The 16,805-nt window shown below is 71.4% G+C and carries 16 protein-coding genes; 7 read left to right on the top strand and 9 right to left on the bottom strand.

All coding sequences use genetic code 11. From position 1 onward, the window contains the following. The first annotated feature begins 72 nt into the window (after positions 1–72). On the top strand, positions 73–804 hold the full coding sequence (locus tag IEZ06_RS26015; protein ID WP_189239311.1) for a DUF7873 family protein: 732 nt from the start codon (positions 73–75) through the stop codon (positions 802–804). A 612-nt stretch (positions 805–1,416) separates the two neighbouring features. On the opposite strand, the gene IEZ06_RS26010 is transcribed toward IEZ06_RS26015, so the two are convergent. The 3 genes from IEZ06_RS26010 to IEZ06_RS26000 are packed head-to-tail and all read right to left on the bottom strand — an operon-like array spanning position 1,417 to position 4,484. Further along, positions 1,417–2,253, bottom strand: coding sequence for a carbohydrate ABC transporter permease (locus IEZ06_RS26010; protein WP_189239310.1), 837 nt, complete (start codon positions 2,251–2,253; stop codon positions 1,417–1,419). Further along, positions 2,247–3,134 carry a carbohydrate ABC transporter permease gene (locus IEZ06_RS26005; protein WP_189239309.1) on the bottom strand — a complete coding sequence of 296 codons (888 nt, stop codon included), beginning with the start codon at positions 3,132–3,134 and terminating at the stop codon, positions 2,247–2,249. The genes IEZ06_RS26010 and IEZ06_RS26005 overlap by 7 nt, the downstream gene beginning before the upstream one ends. A 27-nt stretch (positions 3,135–3,161) precedes the next feature. Then, a complete protein-coding gene (locus IEZ06_RS26000; protein ID WP_189239308.1) occupies positions 3,162–4,484 on the bottom strand; it encodes an ABC transporter substrate-binding protein in 1,323 nt (440 codons plus the stop codon). 323 nt (positions 4,485–4,807) lie between these two features. On the opposite strand from IEZ06_RS26000, the gene IEZ06_RS25995 reads away from it, so the two are divergent. From IEZ06_RS25995 to IEZ06_RS25980, 4 genes are all read left to right on the top strand, one after another. Continuing rightward, positions 4,808–5,809, top strand: a complete 1,002-nt coding sequence (locus IEZ06_RS25995; RefSeq protein ID WP_189239307.1) for an SIS domain-containing protein — start codon at positions 4,808–4,810, stop codon at positions 5,807–5,809. Between the two features lie 61 nt (positions 5,810–5,870). Continuing rightward, positions 5,871–6,770, top strand: a complete 900-nt coding sequence (locus tag IEZ06_RS25990; RefSeq protein WP_189239306.1) for a PfkB family carbohydrate kinase — start codon at positions 5,871–5,873, stop codon at positions 6,768–6,770. A gap of 16 nt (positions 6,771–6,786) precedes the next feature. Further along, positions 6,787–7,884: a LacI family DNA-binding transcriptional regulator gene (locus IEZ06_RS25985; protein WP_189239305.1), complete on the top strand. Its 1,098-nt coding sequence runs from the start codon at positions 6,787–6,789 to the stop codon at positions 7,882–7,884. Positions 7,885–7,977: 93 nt separating this feature from the next. Next, the gene (locus IEZ06_RS25980) at positions 7,978–8,175 is read left to right on the top strand and encodes a hypothetical protein (RefSeq protein WP_189239304.1); all 198 of its coding nucleotides are present in this window, start codon (positions 7,978–7,980) and stop codon (positions 8,173–8,175) included. A 99-nt stretch (positions 8,176–8,274) separates the two neighbouring features. On the opposite strand, the gene IEZ06_RS25975 is transcribed toward IEZ06_RS25980, so the two are convergent. Then, on the bottom strand, positions 8,275–9,090 hold the full coding sequence (locus IEZ06_RS25975) for a siderophore-interacting protein (protein WP_189239303.1): 816 nt from the start codon (positions 9,088–9,090) through the stop codon (positions 8,275–8,277). Positions 9,091–9,300: 210 nt separating this feature from the next. Here IEZ06_RS25975 and IEZ06_RS25970 point away from each other — a divergent pair, with 210 nt between their 5' ends. Next, complete coding sequence (locus IEZ06_RS25970; protein WP_189239302.1) at positions 9,301–10,311, top strand: YhjD/YihY/BrkB family envelope integrity protein; 1,011 nt, start codon at positions 9,301–9,303, stop codon at positions 10,309–10,311. Between the two features lie 92 nt (positions 10,312–10,403). Here IEZ06_RS25970 and IEZ06_RS25965 read toward each other — a convergent pair whose 3' ends face one another. From IEZ06_RS25965 to IEZ06_RS25945, 5 genes are read right to left on the bottom strand one after another with little or no spacing between them, the layout of a single operon-like run. Further along, complete coding sequence (locus IEZ06_RS25965; RefSeq protein WP_189239301.1) at positions 10,404–11,687, bottom strand: ABC transporter substrate-binding protein; 1,284 nt, start codon at positions 11,685–11,687, stop codon at positions 10,404–10,406. Between the two features lie 3 nt (positions 11,688–11,690). Next, positions 11,691–12,791: a branched-chain amino acid ABC transporter permease gene (locus IEZ06_RS25960; RefSeq protein WP_229798698.1), complete on the bottom strand. Its 1,101-nt coding sequence runs from the start codon at positions 12,789–12,791 to the stop codon at positions 11,691–11,693. Then, positions 12,788–13,669, bottom strand: coding sequence for a branched-chain amino acid ABC transporter permease (locus IEZ06_RS25955; protein WP_189239300.1), 882 nt, complete (start codon positions 13,667–13,669; stop codon positions 12,788–12,790). The genes IEZ06_RS25960 and IEZ06_RS25955 overlap by 4 nt, the downstream gene beginning before the upstream one ends. A 2-nt stretch (positions 13,670–13,671) precedes the next feature. Further along, a complete protein-coding gene (locus tag IEZ06_RS25950) occupies positions 13,672–14,451 on the bottom strand; it encodes an ABC transporter ATP-binding protein (protein ID WP_189239299.1) in 780 nt (259 codons plus the stop codon). Next, positions 14,448–15,206 carry an ABC transporter ATP-binding protein gene (locus IEZ06_RS25945; protein WP_189239298.1) on the bottom strand — a complete coding sequence of 253 codons (759 nt, stop codon included), beginning with the start codon at positions 15,204–15,206 and terminating at the stop codon, positions 14,448–14,450. The genes IEZ06_RS25950 and IEZ06_RS25945 overlap by 4 nt, the downstream gene beginning before the upstream one ends. 191 nt (positions 15,207–15,397) lie before the next feature. Here IEZ06_RS25945 and IEZ06_RS25940 point away from each other — a divergent pair, with 191 nt between their 5' ends. After that, positions 15,398–16,777: a PucR family transcriptional regulator gene (locus tag IEZ06_RS25940; protein WP_189239297.1), complete on the top strand. Its 1,380-nt coding sequence runs from the start codon at positions 15,398–15,400 to the stop codon at positions 16,775–16,777. The last annotated feature ends 28 nt before the right edge of the window (positions 16,778–16,805 follow it).

Raw genomic sequence — 16,805 nt, 5'->3', positions numbered from 1 at the left:
CATGAAGCCGACTTTCCGAAAGGACCGAATATTCAGGTGTGGTACCGCACGAAATGGGACTAGCCTCTTGCCGTGACCAAGCTCAACCAGATCCTCGCCGTCGAGAAGGGCGTCAAGTCCGACGTCCAGCGCAAGGTGACCGACGCGTATCACACGATCCAGAAGACGCCGCTGCTGTCGGGCATCTCCCGGTCCTACCAGCCGATCGACGACGAGGGTGAGCAGCTTCCGCCCGAGTCCGCCAAGGTCCAGGTCCAGGCCGAGGGCGTTCTCAAGGACGTCGGAGCGGCTCTGACCCGGCTGTTCGACGTCACCGCGACGAAGGACTGGGCGAACTGCGAGGCCAGGGCGGACGTCAGGATCGACGGAACCGTTCTGCTGGCCGACGTGCCGGTGACGTATCTGCTGTTCCTGGAGAAGCAGCTGACCGACCTGCACACGCTCATCGCCAAGCTGCCGACGCTCGACCCGTCCGAGACCTGGACGCTGGACGAGAACACCGACACTTGGCGGACCGAGCCGGTCAAGACCACCCGCACCAAGAAGGTCCCCCGCAACCATGTCCTGTCCGAGGCGACCGACAAGCACCCGGCGCAGGTGCAGGTCTACAACGAGGACGTCGTCGTCGGCTACTGGACGAAGGTGTCGTTCTCCGGTGCGCTGCCGCAGCGCCGTGTCAACGAGCTTCTGGGCAGGGTCCAGAAGCTCCAGGACGCGGTGAAGTACGCCCGCGAGGAGGCCAACGGCATCGAGATCACCGACCGGCGGATCGGTGCGACCGTGTTCGGCTATCTGCTCGGGTAGCCCCCATCAGATCTAGCGAGGGGACTGCCGGGTTCACCCGGCAGGGGAATCGCTTCCCTGTTACAGTTTTTTTGCTTGAAACGGGCAGGGCTTGTCCGTCGCCTACCTCGGCAGAGGAAAGCGAGAAGCCGCTCTCTTCAGGGAGCGGAGGAGTCACGAACCCCCGTCCCTGAGCGGACGGGTGCGCGAGGAGTGCAAGCTGAAGATGAACGTCAGACTGAACGACGGTGACAGCGGAGGTTCGACCCCTCCCCCGGGCACGAACGGGCCCGGGTAGCCCAACCGGTAGAGGCAGCCGATCAAACTCAGACTCTCGCTCCAGAATCAGCATCGCCGTCGAGCGCCAGATCGACCGAGGTGGACTGTGATCGTTGAGATGCCGGTTCGAATCCGGCTCGGTGCTCTACCGTGCACCGGTGGCTCAATGGCAGAGCGCAACGTCGTTACGACTGATCCACGCTCTTAAACGCCGCTGGCGCCGTGATGTGGCGGCTTCGACAGACCCCCGGGGACATGGACAGGTACCCGGGGGTCGCTCCTTCTCCGGCGTGTCACCGCGGGAGCGGACACCCGTTCGCCTGCCCGTCCGTCCCGCGCGCACCTGTGACGTGGTCACTTCCCGATTCCGTCGGCGAGTCCTCTGACGATGTAACGCTGCCCGAGGAAGAACAGCAGCACCACCGGCACGGCCGCGATCACCATGCCCGCGAAGACCACGGGGAACTCGGTGCCGTGCTTGCTCATCAGGCTCGTCAGGCCCACCGGCAGGGTCTGCACGCCGCTGCCGCTGGTGAAGACCATCGCGAAGAGGTACTCGTTCCAGGTGAACAGGATGTGCAGCAGGACCGTCGAGGTGATGATCGGCCTGCACATGGGCAGGGTGATCCGCCAGAAGGCGGTCCACCGGCCGGCGCCGTCCATCTCGGCGGCCTCGTCGACCTCGCGCGGCAGGTCGATCATGTAGGCGCGGATGAGGAAGGTGGTGAAGGGGATGCGGAAGGCCGTGTACAGGATGAGCAGCGCCCAGAAGCTGTTGTACAGGCCCATCGCCTGGAACATCTTCACCAGCGGGACGAGCGCCACGGTGGGGGCGAGCATGAGCCCGCCGAGGATCAGCGCGGTGATCGTCCGGTTCATCGGGATCCGCACCCGGGTCAGCCCGTAGGCCGCCCAGGCGCTGACGAACACGGTGGCGATCGTGGACGTCACGGTGACGAGCACGCTGGTGGTCAGGTAGTCGCTCACCCCCCGGTTCCACGCCTTGCGGTAGTTGTCGAAACTCCAGTCGACGGGCAGGGCGAAGGGGTTCCCGAAGAGCTCGGCGTTGGTCTTGAACCCGTTGAGCAGCATCCACAGCAGCGGGTAGAGCACGACCACCGCGAGGCCGAGCAGGAAGGCCCACATGAACACGCGGACGATCACCCCGAGAAAGCTCAGGCGACTCACCATTCCACCCTTCTGCTGCGGGTGAACCACAGCTGCAGCAGGGCGATGCCCAGCGTGATCACGAAGAGCACCGTCGCGATGGCGGCGGCGTAGCCGAAGTCGTTGCGGACGAATCCGCTGCGGTACAGCCAGGTCCCCAGCACCTGGGTCGAGTTGTTGGGCCCGCCGCCGGTCATCACCATGACCTCGTTGAACACCTGGAACGATCCGGAGACGGTCACGATCGCCATCAGGCCGGTCATCTCCCGCACCAGCGGGAGCGTCACGTGGAAGAAGCGGCGGATCGGCCCGACGCCGTCGATGGCCGCCGCGCCGTGGATGTCGGCGGGGATGCGCTGGATCGCGACGGCGAACAGCAGGGTCGAGTAGCCGAAGCCCTGCCACTGGCTCATCGCGATGATCGCGCTCATCGCGGTGCTCTCCTGGCCCAGCCAGGCCTGGGCGAGCTCCCCCAGCCCCGCCGAGCGGAGCAGGTGGTTGAGCGGGCCCAGGCTCGGCTCGTAGACGAAGTAGAAGAGCAGGCCCGCGACGGTCAGTGAGATCGCCGAGGGGACGAAGTAGACCGCCCGCAGGCCGCGCCGCCACCGCTCGCTCCGGATGCTCTCGATCAGCGCCGCGAGCACGAGCGCGCCGAACACCTGGACGGCGATGGAGACCGCCGCGTACAGCAGGTTGTTGCCGAACGCGGACCAGAAGACCGGGTCCTGCAGGAGCCTGCTGTAGTTGTCGAGCCCGATGTACTCCCGGCTCCCGCTGTAGATGTCCCATTCGAGGGTGCTGAACTGCAGGTTCTGCACGAGCGGCAGGTAGACGAACACCCCCACCAGCACGAGGGCCGGGACGGCCCACGCGAGCCCGATTGTCCTCCGCACGATGGCGCGCACCGGCTTGCCCTCCTTCCGGCCGCTCGGCTACTTGGCCGCCGCCGAGGCCCGGCGCACGCTTTCGAGCACCTTCTCCGGGGCCGAGCTGCCGGTGATGAGGGCCTCACCGCCGGCCAGCCACGCGTCGGCCACCTCCGGGACGGTCACCATGTCCAGCCAGACGGCCAGCTGCGAGGCCTTGTTGACCATCTCGATGCCCTCGAAGACGGCCTTGCCGGAGGTCTCGGCGGTGACGGCCCCGACGACGGTGCTGGGCTGGGCGTACGGCGCCGCGGAGAGCTTCTCGGCGTTCTCCCGGCTGGTGACGAACTTCATGAAGTCGACGGCGAGCGCCACGCGCGGCGACCTGGCGTTGATCAGGTAGCCCTCGGGCGCGCCCTCGATCGCCTCGGGGTCGCCGCCGGCGCCCTGCGGGATCGGCAGCGGGAAGATGCCGAAGTCCTCCGGCTTGAGCTCCCGTTCGTCGGTGACGTTCGCGAACTCCAGGATCTCCTGGTAGTACATCGCGGCCTTGCCGTTGAGGAACTTCTCCTGTGCGGTGCTGTAGAGCACGCCGTTGGTGCCGTCGCGGGTGTCGGTGCAGTCGTCGACGAGGGTCTTGAACTGCTTGAGCGCGGTGACGTAGCCGGGGTGGTCGAGCTTGGCCGTCCCGGGGTCGAAGTCGGCGTTCAGGACGTCGCCGGGCACGTGGTAGGCGAACAGCTGCTGCAGGTAGTGCAGGGCGGGCCAGCCGTCCTTGTTGCCGAAGGTGACGGGCTCGTACCCGGCCTCGCGCAGCGGGGCGCAGCTCGCCAGGAGCTCCTCGAAGGAGGTGGGCACCTTCACTCCGGCCTTGTCGAAGGCGGCCTTGTTGTAGCCCATGAACTTGCCGTTGTTGTAGAGCGGGATCCCGTAGTACCTGCCGTCGTAGGCGAACGCCGACAGCGCCGCCGGGCTGAAGGTCCCGCCCCACGGGGTGCCGGGACCGATCACCGCGGTCAGGTCGGCCGCCAGGCCGCCGCGGACGAAGTTCTCCGCCCAGTTGCCGGTCCAGCTGAAGTAGATGTCGGGCAGGGCGTTCGACGCGGTCAGGGTCTTGGTCTTGTCCTTGATGCTCTGGTCGGTCTCCTGGATGAGCTCGACCTCCACCTCGGGGTGCATCTTCCGGTAGTCGGCGATGACGCCCTCGAAGTAGGGACTCAGGGAGTCGCCGGCGAACTTGGTCAGGATGCTCAGCGTCCCGGAGAACTCCGGGGCGGCGGCGGCGTCGACCGCGGGGGCCTTCGCCGCAGGCTCACCGGCGCAGCCGGCGAGGGTGAGCACCGAGGTCCCGACGAGCACCGCGAACGTCGTCAGCGCGCGAGAGCGCATGGGCTCTTCCTTTCTCTCGGGGAGAGGGGACCGCCGGTGCGAGGCACCTCAGATCCGCCGTGGGGTCCGCGACACGAAGCGCTTGGTGTGGGCCGACTGTACAGACCTTCTGATACCGGTACCAGGCCCAAGCTCAAGATCTTTTACTGGAAACTCGGCGCGGCTCCGTCCTTGCCGGATAAAACCAGGCCAGCAATGGATCACCATCGAAGGGAAGTGCGTGTTGACGGCGCGCCCCAGCCTGTGTCAGCGTGACCTCCGCGTGATACCGGTATCAGCATGCAGAGCGGCACCGGCCGCGGACACCCCCGAAAGGACGCAAGATGCTCCGATTCGACGAGCCGGAATTCCTCCGGCAGATGACCAGCACCGTGGCGCTGCGCCCGCAGATCGAGGAACTCGTCGACCGGCTCGTGGACGAGGGATTCGACAACCTCCTCCTCGTCGGCGCGGGCGGCACCTACGCCCAGATGTGGCCGTACGAGCACCTGGCCCGGCGCTCCTCCACCCTTCCGGTCCGCGCCGTGATCGCCGCGGAGTTGATCGCCTCCGGTGACGCGTCCCTCGGCGGGCGCTCCGTGGCGGTCTTCCCCTCGGTCTCGGGCACGACCGACGACGTCGTCCGCGCGATCGGGTACTGCCGCGCCCGGGGCGCCCGCACCGTCGGCCTCACCGGTTACCCCGACTCCCCCGTCGCCCGCGGCGTCGACGTCGCGCTCGTCTCCGAGCCGAAGGCCTGGCCGTTCGACGCGCAGATGCTGCTGTTCATGGGCCGGCTGCTGGAGCGCCGCGGCGAGTTCGACGGCTACGGCAGGCTCGCCGACGAGCTCGCCGACCTGCCGCGGATCCTCGTCGAGGTGGCCAGGCAGGCCGATCCGGTGGCCGCCGCCTTCGCCGAGGCCCACAAGGACACCGACTACCATTTCCTGGTCGGCGGCGGGAACCTGTGGGGGTTCACCTACCTGTACTCCATGTGCATCCTCGAGGAGATGCAGTGGCTGCGCACCACCCGGGTGCACAGCGCCGAGTTCTTCCACGGCTCCCTGGAGCTGATCGAGGAGGACACGAGCGTCGTCGTCTTCCAGGGCGAGGACGAGACGCGTGCGCTCACCGACCGCGTGGAGTCCTTCGCCAGGCGCGTCTCCAAGGACGTCACCGTCTTCGACACCCGCGACTACCCGCTGGAGGGGATCAGCCCCGAGTTCCGCGGCCTGATCGCCCCGCTGGTGCTCGACACCGTCCTCGGCCGGGTCAGCAAGCACCTGGAGCGGGTCCGCGACCACTCGCTCGACCTGCGCCGCTACTACCGCGTCATGGACTACTGAGCACCGTCCCGCACGCCCCCGGCCTCCGCGGCACGCGCGGAGCCCGCGCACAGGAGAATCCATGAGAGTCCTCGGTTTCGGCGACAACATCGTCGACCGGTTCGTCGACCGCGGCACCGACTATCCGGGCGGCAACAGCGTGAACGTCGCCGTCTACGCCCGCCGCCTCGGCCTCGAAGCCGCCTACCTGGGCGTCTTCGGCGACGACGGCCTCGGCCGCTTCCTCGGCGAGGCGATCACCGCGGAGGGGGTGGCCGTCGACCACTGCGTCGTGCGGGCCGGTGAGACCGGGCTCTCGCTGCTGCGCGTCGAGGACGGCGACCGCGTCTTCCTCGGCTGGAACGGCGGCGGGGTCACGGTGCGGGAGCCGCTCGCGCTCGACGGCGGACTGCTCGCCTACGTCTCCTCCTTCGGCCTGGTGCATTCGAGCGTGTACTCCCGCAGTGAGAGCGAACTGCCGAAGCTGGCCGGGCTCGGCCCGCTGGTGAGCTTCGACCTCTCCAGCGAGGAGGAGTTCCGCACCCCCGCCTATCTCGACCGGGTCTGCCCGTACGCCGACCTGGTGCTCCTGTCGTGCTCGCACCTCGACGAGGCCGGCACGCGCGGCCTGCTGGCCGAGGCCGTACGGCGGGGCGCGGGGATCGCGCTCGCCACCCGCGGCGTGGACGGGGCGATCGCCTTCGACGGCCGTGTCACCCTCACCGCCCCGGCGCTCCGGGTGGCGGGCCCGCGGAGGATCGTCGACACGATGGGCTGCGGTGACGCCTTCCTCGCCGGCTTCGTGGTCTCGCTGCTGCGTGACGGCTGGGCCCCGGACGCCCCGCCGCGGCGGCGCGCGATCGAGGGCGCGCTGCATGCGGGGGCGCGCACGGCCTACGAGCAGTGCTTCGTCGAAGGCGCGTTCGGCCGCGGCCGCCCCGCCGTGGCTAGCATGTGGCGAGCCTCCGGACACGAGGAATGAGGGAGGGGCGCGACCCATGCCGTCTGACCGGGACGAGACACCGGCGCAACCGACGATCTCCGAGGTGGCCGCCGCGGCCGGTGTCGGCCGCGCGACCGCGGCCCGCACGCTCGGCGGGTACGGGTACGTCAGCGCGGAGATGCGGGAACGGGTGCTGGCGGCGGCCGACCGGCTCGGCTACCGCGCGAACGCCCTCGCCCGCAGCGTGTCGACCGGTGTCAGCCACACCCTCGGGGTGATCGTCGCCGACATCGGCAACCCCTTCTTCGCCGGGGTGATGCGCGGCATCTCCGACACCTCCCGGGCCCGGGGGTTCGACACGATCGTGCTGAGCACCTACGAGGACCTCGAGGAGGAGGTCGCGGCGGTGAACGTGCTCATCGACAAGCGCGTCGACGGCGTCATCGTCGCGTCGACGGCGGTCGGCCGGGGGGAGGTCGCGCACATCCGGGCGGCCGTGGACCGCGGCGTCCCCGTCGTCCTCGTCGACCGGGCGGTCGCCTCACTCGATCTCGACGCGGTCGTCATCGACAACCGCGACGCGGCGCGGGAGGCGGTCGAGACGTTCATCGAGGCCGGACACCGCCGCATCGGGTTCGTGTGGGGACCGCCCGCGGCACAGGTTCCCGCGACGCGGCGGGAACTGCTGGCGGAGGCGTCCCGCAACCTGTGGACCGACGGCGAGCGGTTGCGCGGCTATCTCGACGCGCTCGACGACGCGCGCATCCCCTTCGACCCCGAACTGGTGATGGTCGGCCGGAAGACCGAGGAGCGGGTGACCCGGGAGGTCGCCCGCATGCTCGCTCTCCCCGACCGGATGACCGCGCTGTTCTGCACCGAGACCGAGGCGGTGACGGGAGCCCTGCGGGCCCTGCGGGCGGCGGGGCTCACCTACCCGCGCGACGTCGCGCTGATCGGCTTCGACGACAGCGCGTGGGCGGCGGTCATGGATCCGCCGCTGACCATGATCGAGCAACCCGTGCACCAGCTCGGCGCGAAAGCCGCCGAGGTGCTCCTCGACACGATCGGCGGCGCCGAGCCCGGCCGGAAGATGCACACGCTCCGTTCACGCCTCGTCGTGCGCTCCTCGGTCGCTCCGCCGCCCCGCCCCTGACCGCCCGCGCCGGAAAGGCCCGCCGAACCGCCCGCCAGAAGGGTGCACGAGCAGGTCTGGGAAGACGTGGAAAGCGTGGTCAGCATCACCTGTATGAGCGAGCCCCAGACCGTCACGCTTCCCCACGGCGGCAGACTGAGCTGCGACACGTGCCAGAACGAGCTGTTCGAGCACCACCGGTGGAAGCTCCAGACCACGGGGATGTCGTTCATGAACCTCGACTGGGCCAACCGCGACGCGACGTGTTTCGTGTGCACGACGTGCCGCCGCATCCACTGGTTCCACCTCTGACGTCCTCCCCCTCCTGAGGAGGGGGATTCCGGCCCTCTCCTCCACGCGGTGAGCGGGGGCGCGACGCTGCGCGCGATCGGTTCGCACGCCGCCGCGGGGTCACGCCGTGTCGTCGTCCCGGGCGTGGTGGTCGTGGTCGGTCTCCCCGCGCTTCCAGTAGCCGTCGACGTCGACCTGCTCCTTGGCCAGCCCGCGCTCCCGGCGCAGGTGGCGGCGGATCGGCTTGAGCGTGTTCGCCTCGCCCGCGACCCAGGCGTAGCCCGTGCCCGGCGGGAGGACGGCCGCCCGGACGGCCCGCTCCAGCAGGTCGGTCGTGCCGGGGGCGGCGTCGCCGCGGTGCAGCCAGGTCAGGGCCAGATCGGCACGGGTGGCGAACCGCTGCTCCTCCTGCGGGCCGGAGACCTCGGCGAACGCGACGGCCTTCACCCCGGCGGGCAGCGCCTCCAGCCAGCGGCCCAGCGCGGGCAGCGCCGTCTCGTCCGCGGCCAGCAGGTACCAGTCGTGCACCAGCGGCACGACCTCCGAACCGCGCGGGCCGAGGACCCCGATCCGCATGCCGGGCTCGGCGCGGTCCGCCCAGGCGGAGCCCACCCCCTCGCCGTGCACGACCATGTCCACGTCCAGCTCCAGGACCTCGGGCCGGTGGTGGCGGACGGTGTAGTCGCGGGTGATCGGCCTGACCGGGGCGTCCACCCACATGTCGTCCTCGATGACGGGCGGCGTCGGCAGCTCGGCGCCGGGCTCGGCGAAGCAGAGCTTCACGTGGTCGGTCGGCGCCTGCTCGCGGAAGCCCGCGAGTTCGGGGCCCGTCAGGGTGACGCGCACGGTTCCGGGGGTGATCCGGACGACGCGCCTGACCTCGAGCAGCCGGTAGGCGAGGGGGTGGCGGACGATGGCGGGGCGCGGCACGGTCACGGTTCTCGCAGTCCCTTCGGGAGACCGACTCGCCCGCCGGGCGCTGCGGCGGTCCCCTCGCCACCCCGCCGACGGGGCAGCCGATCACGATCTGCAACGCGGAGGATCAATGAATTAAGGCGAGCCTATCCTTATCGCTCTCCAGGAGGTGATCGAGGGGTGCCCGCCGCGGAGCGCTGAAACCCGTTTCTGTGGGTAGAGTGCGCGTTCATGACGGCCACCGCGAGGACGAGCCGGTGGACCGGCGGGCTCACCAGAGGATGGACCGGGGCGCGGCGCCGGTACGGCTGGCTCGACCACCTCGTCCGGGCCGGCGTCCACTACGACCGGACCGACGCGGGCCGCCTCTCGGCGGGGATGACCTACTACGCGTTCTACGCCACCTTCGCCCTGGCCCTGCTCGGTTTCGTGATCATGGGCCACGTGCTGGACACGCCCGCCGCGATCAGCGAGGTGGAGCGCTACCTGAGCGACACGTTCCCGCGTCTGGACGTGCAGGCGCTGCGCGACGCACGCGACACGGCCGGGTTGATCGCCTCGTTCGGCCTCCCCCTGACCGGCCTGTTCTGGATCGACTCCATGCGCTCCTCCATCCGCGCGGTCTGGGGCCTGGAGCAGTATCCCGGCAACTTCTTCCTGCGCTGGCTCATCGACCTGGGCGTGCTGGTCGCCCTCGGTCTGCTGCTGTCGATCTCGCTGGCCCTGTCGTTCGGCGCCCAGACCGCACTGGCCTGGCTGATCGAGGCGACGGTCGGGACCGAGGCGGTGCCGGCGCGCTGGACGCTGTCGGCGGCCGCCTTCGTCCTCGGCATCTGCGTGAACCTGCTGCTGTCGACGGCGCTGCTGACGCTGACGCCCCGGCTGCACCTGTCGCCCCGCCGCGTCGTCGTGCCGGCCCTGGTCATCACGGTCGGGCTGGAGCTGCTGAAGACGGTCGGGCAGGTCTACCTCAACATCAGCTCGGCGAACCCGGCGTACCAGGTCGTCGCGGGCGCGGTGGGCATGCTGCTGTTCCTGAAGCTGCTCAACATGCTCATCCTCTTCGCCGCCGCCCACGCCGCGACCGGTCGCCACGGCACGGCCGTCGACCTGACCACCCGGCGGCGCGTCGGCGAACCGCGCACGGAGGTCGTCGACGCGCCGGCGATCCCCGAGGTCAAGGCGCGGCCGAGGCGGACCGCACCCCGCCGGTACGACCTCAGGTCCCGGCGGGTCCGCTGAAACGCCGGTACGACGTCAGGTCCCGGCAGTGCGCTGAACCGGCGGTCTCCGCCCGGCGGGTGGTCGGTCGGCGGGTGGTCGGTCGGCGGCGGTCAGTCGGCCGTCAGCGGGCCGAACTCCTTGCGGGTGTCGATCACCTCGCCGAAGAGCTCCCACCGCTCGCCCTCGAACCGCATGAGCCGCATGGACTCGATGGGGAAGCCGTCGCCGGGGCCGGTGCTCATCGTCACCCCCGGCAGCAGCATGCCGACCTCGACTCCGGAGAGGTTGCGCATGGCGTCGCGCAGCCCTTCGCGCGTCGGGCACTTCGCCGCCTCCATCGTCTTGTGGAAGCTGCTGGCCACCGCCCAGCCGAAGGCGTGGTAGGGGACGCTCGGATCGGCGTCGGGCGCGTACTGCTTCAGTTTCGCGTGGTAGAGCGTCATCTCCGGGTCGTTCTTCCACTGCGGGTCGACGGGGTCCTTGTAGTAGGTGGCGGAGACGACGCCCTGCACGTTCTCGAAACCCACCGGCCGGAGCACGGTGATCGAGGCGGCGACGTTGTTGACGATGTGCAGCGGGTTCCACCTCGTGTTCCTGGCGTCGGCGGCCAGCGCCTGGGAGCCGAACCTGGGCGTCGTCACGTTGAGCAGCACGTCGGCCCCGGACTGGGCGAGGTTGCGCATCTGGGGGTCGACGCTCGGGTCGGAGACCTCGTAGCTCTGCTCCGCGACCACGGTGACCCCGCTGCCCTCGATGGCCTTTTCGAACCCGCCGAGCAGGTCCTTGCCGAAGTCGTCGTTCTGGTAGAGCACCGCGACCTTGGCGTCCGGCCGCTCCTGCTTCAGGTACTGCGCGTAGACGCGGGCCTCGGAGACGTAGTTGGGCTGCCAGCCGATGGTCCACGGGTGCCGCGTGTCGGTGCCCCACTTCGACGCGCCGGTCGCGACGAATACCTGCGGCACCTTCCGCTGGCCGGCGTAGTCCCAGGTCGCCGTCGTCGAGGGGGTGCCCAGCGTCTGGAAGAGCGCGAACACCTGCTCCTGCTCGACCAGCCTGCGGGCCTCCTCGACGGCCTTGGGCGGCTGGTAGCCGTCGTCGCGCACCACGAACTCGACCCTGCGCCCGCCGATCCCGTTCTTCTCCGCGTTGACGTAGTCGAAGTACGCCTTGATGCCCTTGGGGATGGCGCCGTACGCGGAGGCCGGTCCCGACAGCGGGTAGATGCCGCCGAGCTTGATGCCCGTGTCCGTGATGCCGGTGGTCTGCTGGCCCTGGCACGCGCCCGCGGCCGTCGCGCCCGCCCCCGCTCCCGTGTCCTCCCGTCCTCCGCAGGCCGCCGCCGCGAGCAGCAGGCCCGCCGTCACCGCCGTACGGCCGATGGCAGACAACCGCATGTCCTACCCCTTCCGGAGGATCCTCATGGTCGAGCGCGCCAGGCGTGCCGCCAGTCCGGCGAGACCGGCCGGGGCGACGTACATCACCGCGATGATCAGCAGCCCGAAGACGACGCCGGGCGCGGCCTCGTTGACGTCCTGGGAGACGCTCGGCACGAACATCACGAACAGCCCGCCGAGCAGCGGGCCCGCCAGGGAGCCGAGGCCGCCGACGACGATGCCCGCCAGCAGGGTGATCGAGAGCGTGACCGAGAAGGAGTCCGGGGAGACGAACCCGATGACCCAGGTGTAGACGGAGCCGGCCGCTCCGGCGAACATCGCGCTCCAGGCGAAGGCGAGCGTCTTGTGGAACGACAGCCGCACCCCCATGACCTCGGCCGCCGCCTCGTCGTCCCGGACGGCGTGCAGGGCGCGGCCGACCCGCGAGCGCAGCAGGCCGCGGGCCAGCAGGAAGGCGGCGGCGGCCACGGCCAGCGCCAGGAAGTACAGCCACTGGTCCTCGGCCAGTCCCGTCCACGCCGGCGGCACCGGCTTGCCGAGCGTCAGCCCCATGGAACCACCGGTCACCGGCTCGAACCGCTTGAGCAGCGGCACCAGGAAGACCGCGATCGCCAGCGTCACCAGGGCCAGGTAGAGGCCGTGCAGCCGTACGGCGGGCAGCCCGAACGCCAGGCCGAGCGCGAACGCCGCCGCGGCGGCGACCGGCAGGGTGGCCAGGTGGGGCGCGTCCCACCGGTCGATCATGATCGCGGTCCCGTAGGCGCCCACCGCGAAGAAGGCGCCGTGGCCGAGGGAGATCTGGCCGGCGTGGCCGACGAGGAGGTTCAGGCCGAGCAGCGCCACCGCGTAGACCAGCACCATGGTGAGCTGGAAGACGTGGAAGGGCGCGAGCCGGAACGGCAGGTGGCAGGCCACCGCGAGCAGCGCCGCCGCCGCGAGCCACCCCCGGTGCGCGGTGGCGGCGCGGACCAGGGCGCCGCGCCGCCCGGTGGCCGGGCCCGTCTGCACCGGCTTCCCCGCCGTCCCCGCCGTCCCCGCCGTCTCCGCCGTCTCCGGCTTCTCCGCCGTCATCGGTTCCCCCGCCGTCTCCGCCGGTCCGCTCATGCCCGCTCCACCGCCGCCCGCCCGAACAGGCCCTGCGGCCGCAGCAGCAGCACGCAGAGGATCACGGCCAGCGGCACGCCCACCTTGAGGTCGGATCCGACGAAGCCGACGTACGCCCCGGCCAGCGTCTCGGCGACGCCGACGACCAGGCCGCCCAGCACCGCGCCGCCGGGGCTGTCGAACCCGCCGAGGGTCGCCGCGGCGAAGGCGTAGATGAGGACGCCGCCCATCATGTTGGGCTCCAGGAAGAGCAGCGGGGCCACCAGCACGCCCGAGACCGCGCCGACGGTGGCGGCCAGCCCCCAGCCGAGCGCGAGCGTCCGGCCCACCCGGACGCCGACCAGCCGGGCCGAGACGGGATCGGCCGCCACGGCGCGCATCCCCAGGCCCATCTTGGTGTGCCGGAACAGCAGGTACAGCAGGCCCATGACCGCACCGACCACGGCCAGCACACCCAGCGTCGAGTGGCTCACGCTGAGCCCGCCGGCCTCGACCGCGCCGCCGGGGAACGGGTTCGGGAAGTCCTTGATGAGGAACGACCAGATCCATCCGGCGGCGGCGTTGACGAAGATGAACAGCCCCACGGTGACGATCACCACGGTCAGCTCGGGGGCGCCCTCCACCGGGCGGATGACGACCCGCTCGATCAGCATGCCGCCGGCGAAGGACACCGCCAGCGTGAGCGGCAGGGCCGCCCAGAACGGCAGGCCCGCGGCGGTGAACTGCCAGGCGACGTAGGTGGAGAACATCGCCAGCTCGCCCTGGGCGAAGTTGACGATCCCGGTGAAGCGGTGGATCAGCACGAGGGCCAGCGCCAGGCTGGCGTAGATCGCGCCGGCGCCCAGCCCCTCGATGACCTGCTGCAGGAATCCGGCCACGGCTACACCCCGTATCCGAGGTAGGACCGGGCGACCTGCTCGTCCGCCCGGAGCCGTGCCGCCGACCCCGACAGGACGATCCGGCCGCTCTCCAGGACGTGCGCCTGGTGGGCGACGTCGAGGGCGAGATGGGCGTTCTGCTCGACGACGACCACGGTGGTGCGCTCCTGCTCGTTGACCGTCCGCACGATGCGGAACAGCTCCGCGGTGACCAGCGGGGCCAGCCCCAGGGACGGCTCGTCCAGCAGGAGCAGGCGCGGCCGGAGCATGAGCGCCCGGCCGATCGCCAGCATCTGCTGCTCGCCTCCGCTGAGGCTCCCGGCCACCTGCCGCAGCCGCGCCCGCAGCACCGGGAAGTAGGTGCACACGCGCTCCAGGTCGGCCTCGATCCCGTCGCGGTCCCGGCGGGTGAAGGCCCCCAGGCGCAGGTTCTCCTCGACGGTCAGCGGAGTGAACGTGCCGCGGCCCTCGGGCACGTGCGCGACGCCCAGCCGGGCGAGCGCGTCCGGCGGGCGCCCGGCCAGGTCGGTCCCGTCGAGCCGGACGCCGCCGCGCACCCGGACCATGCCCGACAGCGCCCGCAGCAGCGTCGTCTTGCCCGCGCCGTTGGGCCCGAGGATGGCGCAGACCTCCCCCCGGCCCACCGCCAGGTCCACCCCGTGCAGCACCCGCGCGTCCCCGTACCCGGCGTGCAGGTCCGCGACCTCCAGGAAGCCGGCGCCGCGCCCGCCGCCCGGCGGGGCGGCGCCGGCGTCCGCGGGCGGGCCGGACCGCCCGCTCATACGGCCGCCCCCAGGTAGGCCTCCATGACCCCGGGGTCGCGCCGGACCTCCTCGGGCGGCCCCTCGGCGATCCTCCGGCCGAAGTTCAGGCAGACGACCCGGTCGCAGGTCCCCATGACGAAGCCCATGTGGTGCTCGACCACGACCACCGTCACGTCGAACTCCTCGCGGACGGCGCGCAGCGTGCCGGCGAACTCCCCGACCTCCGCGGAGTTGAGCCCGTTGACGGGTTCGTCGAGCAGCAGCAGTCGGGGGCGGCTGGCCAGCGCCCGGGCCAGCTCCACCCGTTTGAGCGTGCCGAACGGCAGCCCCGCCGCCGGGTGGTCCGCGACGGCGGCCAGCGCCAGCCGGTCCAGCAGCCCGTCCGCCTCGGCGCGGAGCCGGGCCTCCTCGCGGCGCACCCGCGGCAGCCGGAGCGACGCGGCGAGGAATCCCGCCCCGCCGCGGTGGTGCGCGCCGACCAGCACGTTGTCCCGCACCGACATGCGGGGGAACAACCCGAGGTTCTGGAAGGTCCGCGCGATGCCCGCCGCCGCGATCGCGTGCGGCGGTACGGCCAGCAGGTCCCCTCCCTCGTACCGGACGGTCCCGGAGCCGGCGTCGCAGCGCCGGGTCAGGCAGTTGAACAGCGTGGTCTTGCCCGCGCCGTTGGGTCCGATGAGGCCCACCATCTCGCCGCGCCGTACGGAGAACCCCACGCCGTCCAGCGCGGTGATGCCCCCGAAGCGGACGGTGAGATCGCGCACCTCCAGCATCCGGCCTCCTGAGCGCGGCGAGCGGAAGAACAATGTTCTGAAGTTGGGGTCAGCGTAGGTTCCGGTTCCGGGGACCGCATTGGGCGCGGACGCCCAAGATGCGCCGGAAGTGTTGTCCGCCGCGCACAGCCCGCCCTTCGGACCGGTGACGAATCGTTGACCGCCCGGCTACGAAAAGGGATCATCCCGACATGCACCGTGGTTCCGGCACGGAAGCGCTCACCACCGCGGCCACCGCCGCGCCCGCCACCGCGGCCACCGCCGAGGCGGTCCGCGTCGAACGCGCACGCATCCTCGCCGAACTCCTCGGTGACCTGGACCGGCTGGCCGGCGCCGCGGTCGAGGTGATGCGCGCCGAGATCCCCGCCTACGAGGCCCGGGACGGGGCGTTCTGCGCCGACGTGCGGGAGCAGGTGGCCCGGCACTACCGCAGCAAGCTGGCCGTCCTGCTCGCCGACCGCACGGTGACGCCCGAGGACGTCGCCTTCACCCGCCGGGCGGCCATGCGGCGGGCACGGGCCGGGGTCGCCCTGGCCGACTACATCAACGCCTTCCGCGTGGGCCAGCAGGTCTTCTGGGAGTCGGTGATCGAGCGCGCCGGCGCCTCCCCGGCCGGTCACGACGCGGCGCTCTCGCTGGCCGCCCCGCTGATGCGTTACTGCGACTTCGCCAGCACGCACGCGGCCAACGCGTACATGGAGTTCCAGCAGTACGCCGCCGCCGAGGCGGTGCGCGAGAGCAGGGACCTGCTGGAGACGCTCCTGGCCGGGGACCCGCCCGCCCGCGGCCGCCGGCTCTCCGCGGCCCGGGCCCACGGCCTGGGGCCCGACGCCTGTGCGCCGCTGCTCGTGGTGGTCGCGGTCCTGCTCCCCCGGCCCTGCGGGGCCGGCGGGCAGGACGCCGTGCCGGCCGGCCCGGACCGCGGCGCCGACGCGCGGCACGCGGCGTGCGCGGCGATCGCCCGCGCCTGGGGGAACGGCGTCAGGACGCTCTCGGTCGTGCGGCACTCGGAGATCGTGGCCGTCCCCGTGCTCGGTCCGGGGACCGGTCCCGCGGAGCTGTGCGACCGGCTGCAGGCCGTACGGGAGAGCCTGCTCTGCGAGGAGATCGCCCTGGCCATGGGCGTCAGCACCGTGGTCGCCGGGACCGCCCGGATCCCGCGGGCCTACCGGGAGGCCCGCACCGCGCTGGAGCTCCTGCCCGAGGAGGGAGGGGTGGCGGCGCTGCCCAGGATCACGCCCTTCCAGTATCTGGCGCTGCGGGCCGACGACACCGCCCGGCACCTGGTGGACCCGCGGGTCTCCGCGCTCCTGGCCGAGGACCGGGCCCGCGACGGGGTGCTCACCGCCACGATCCGGGCCTTCGCCGCCGCCGACCTGAACCTGCGCGCCGCCGCGGCGCGGCTCCGGATCCACCCCAACACCGCGCAGTACCGCCTGCGGCGGATCCGCGAGCGCACCGGCCGGAACCTGCGCCGCATCGACGACCTCGTCGACCTGCTCGTCGCCATCGGGCTGCACGACTCGCTGCCGCCGGGCGCCCCCGCGAGGGAGCGCCCGGGGCGGGGGTGACTCAATGCCCCGAAATATTTCGGTCACG

This window comes from Planomonospora antibiotica (assembly GCF_014647955.1).
GTDB classification, from domain to species: Bacteria; Actinomycetota; Actinomycetes; order Streptosporangiales; family Streptosporangiaceae; genus Planomonospora; species Planomonospora parontospora.
The sequence above is the reverse complement of the archived record's forward strand: the minus strand, read 5'-3'. Positions and strand labels throughout refer to the sequence as shown.

Coding starts and splice junctions, on each gene's coding strand:
- IEZ06_RS25995 (WP_189239307.1), top strand. CDS start 4,808: ATGCTCCGATTCGACGAGCCGGAATTCCTCCGGCAGATGACCAGCACC.
- IEZ06_RS25945 (WP_189239298.1), bottom strand. CDS start 15,206: ATGCTGGAGGTGCGCGATCTCACCGTCCGCTTCGGGGGCATCACCGCG.
- IEZ06_RS25940 (WP_189239297.1), top strand. CDS start 15,398: ATGCACCGTGGTTCCGGCACGGAAGCGCTCACCACCGCGGCCACCGCC.
- IEZ06_RS25965 (WP_189239301.1), bottom strand. CDS start 11,687: ATGCGGTTGTCTGCCATCGGCCGTACGGCGGTGACGGCGGGCCTGCTG.
- IEZ06_RS25990 (WP_189239306.1), top strand. CDS start 5,871: ATGAGAGTCCTCGGTTTCGGCGACAACATCGTCGACCGGTTCGTCGAC.
- IEZ06_RS25950 (WP_189239299.1), bottom strand. CDS start 14,451: ATGAGCGGGCGGTCCGGCCCGCCCGCGGACGCCGGCGCCGCCCCGCCG.
- IEZ06_RS26010 (WP_189239310.1), bottom strand. CDS start 2,253: ATGGTGAGTCGCCTGAGCTTTCTCGGGGTGATCGTCCGCGTGTTCATG.
- IEZ06_RS25980 (WP_189239304.1), top strand. CDS start 7,978: ATGAGCGAGCCCCAGACCGTCACGCTTCCCCACGGCGGCAGACTGAGC.
- IEZ06_RS25985 (WP_189239305.1), top strand. CDS start 6,787: ATGCCGTCTGACCGGGACGAGACACCGGCGCAACCGACGATCTCCGAG.
- IEZ06_RS25970 (WP_189239302.1), top strand. CDS start 9,301: ATGACGGCCACCGCGAGGACGAGCCGGTGGACCGGCGGGCTCACCAGA.
- IEZ06_RS25960 (WP_229798698.1), bottom strand. CDS start 12,791: ATGAGCGGACCGGCGGAGACGGCGGGGGAACCGATGACGGCGGAGAAG.
- IEZ06_RS26000 (WP_189239308.1), bottom strand. CDS start 4,484: ATGCGCTCTCGCGCGCTGACGACGTTCGCGGTGCTCGTCGGGACCTCG.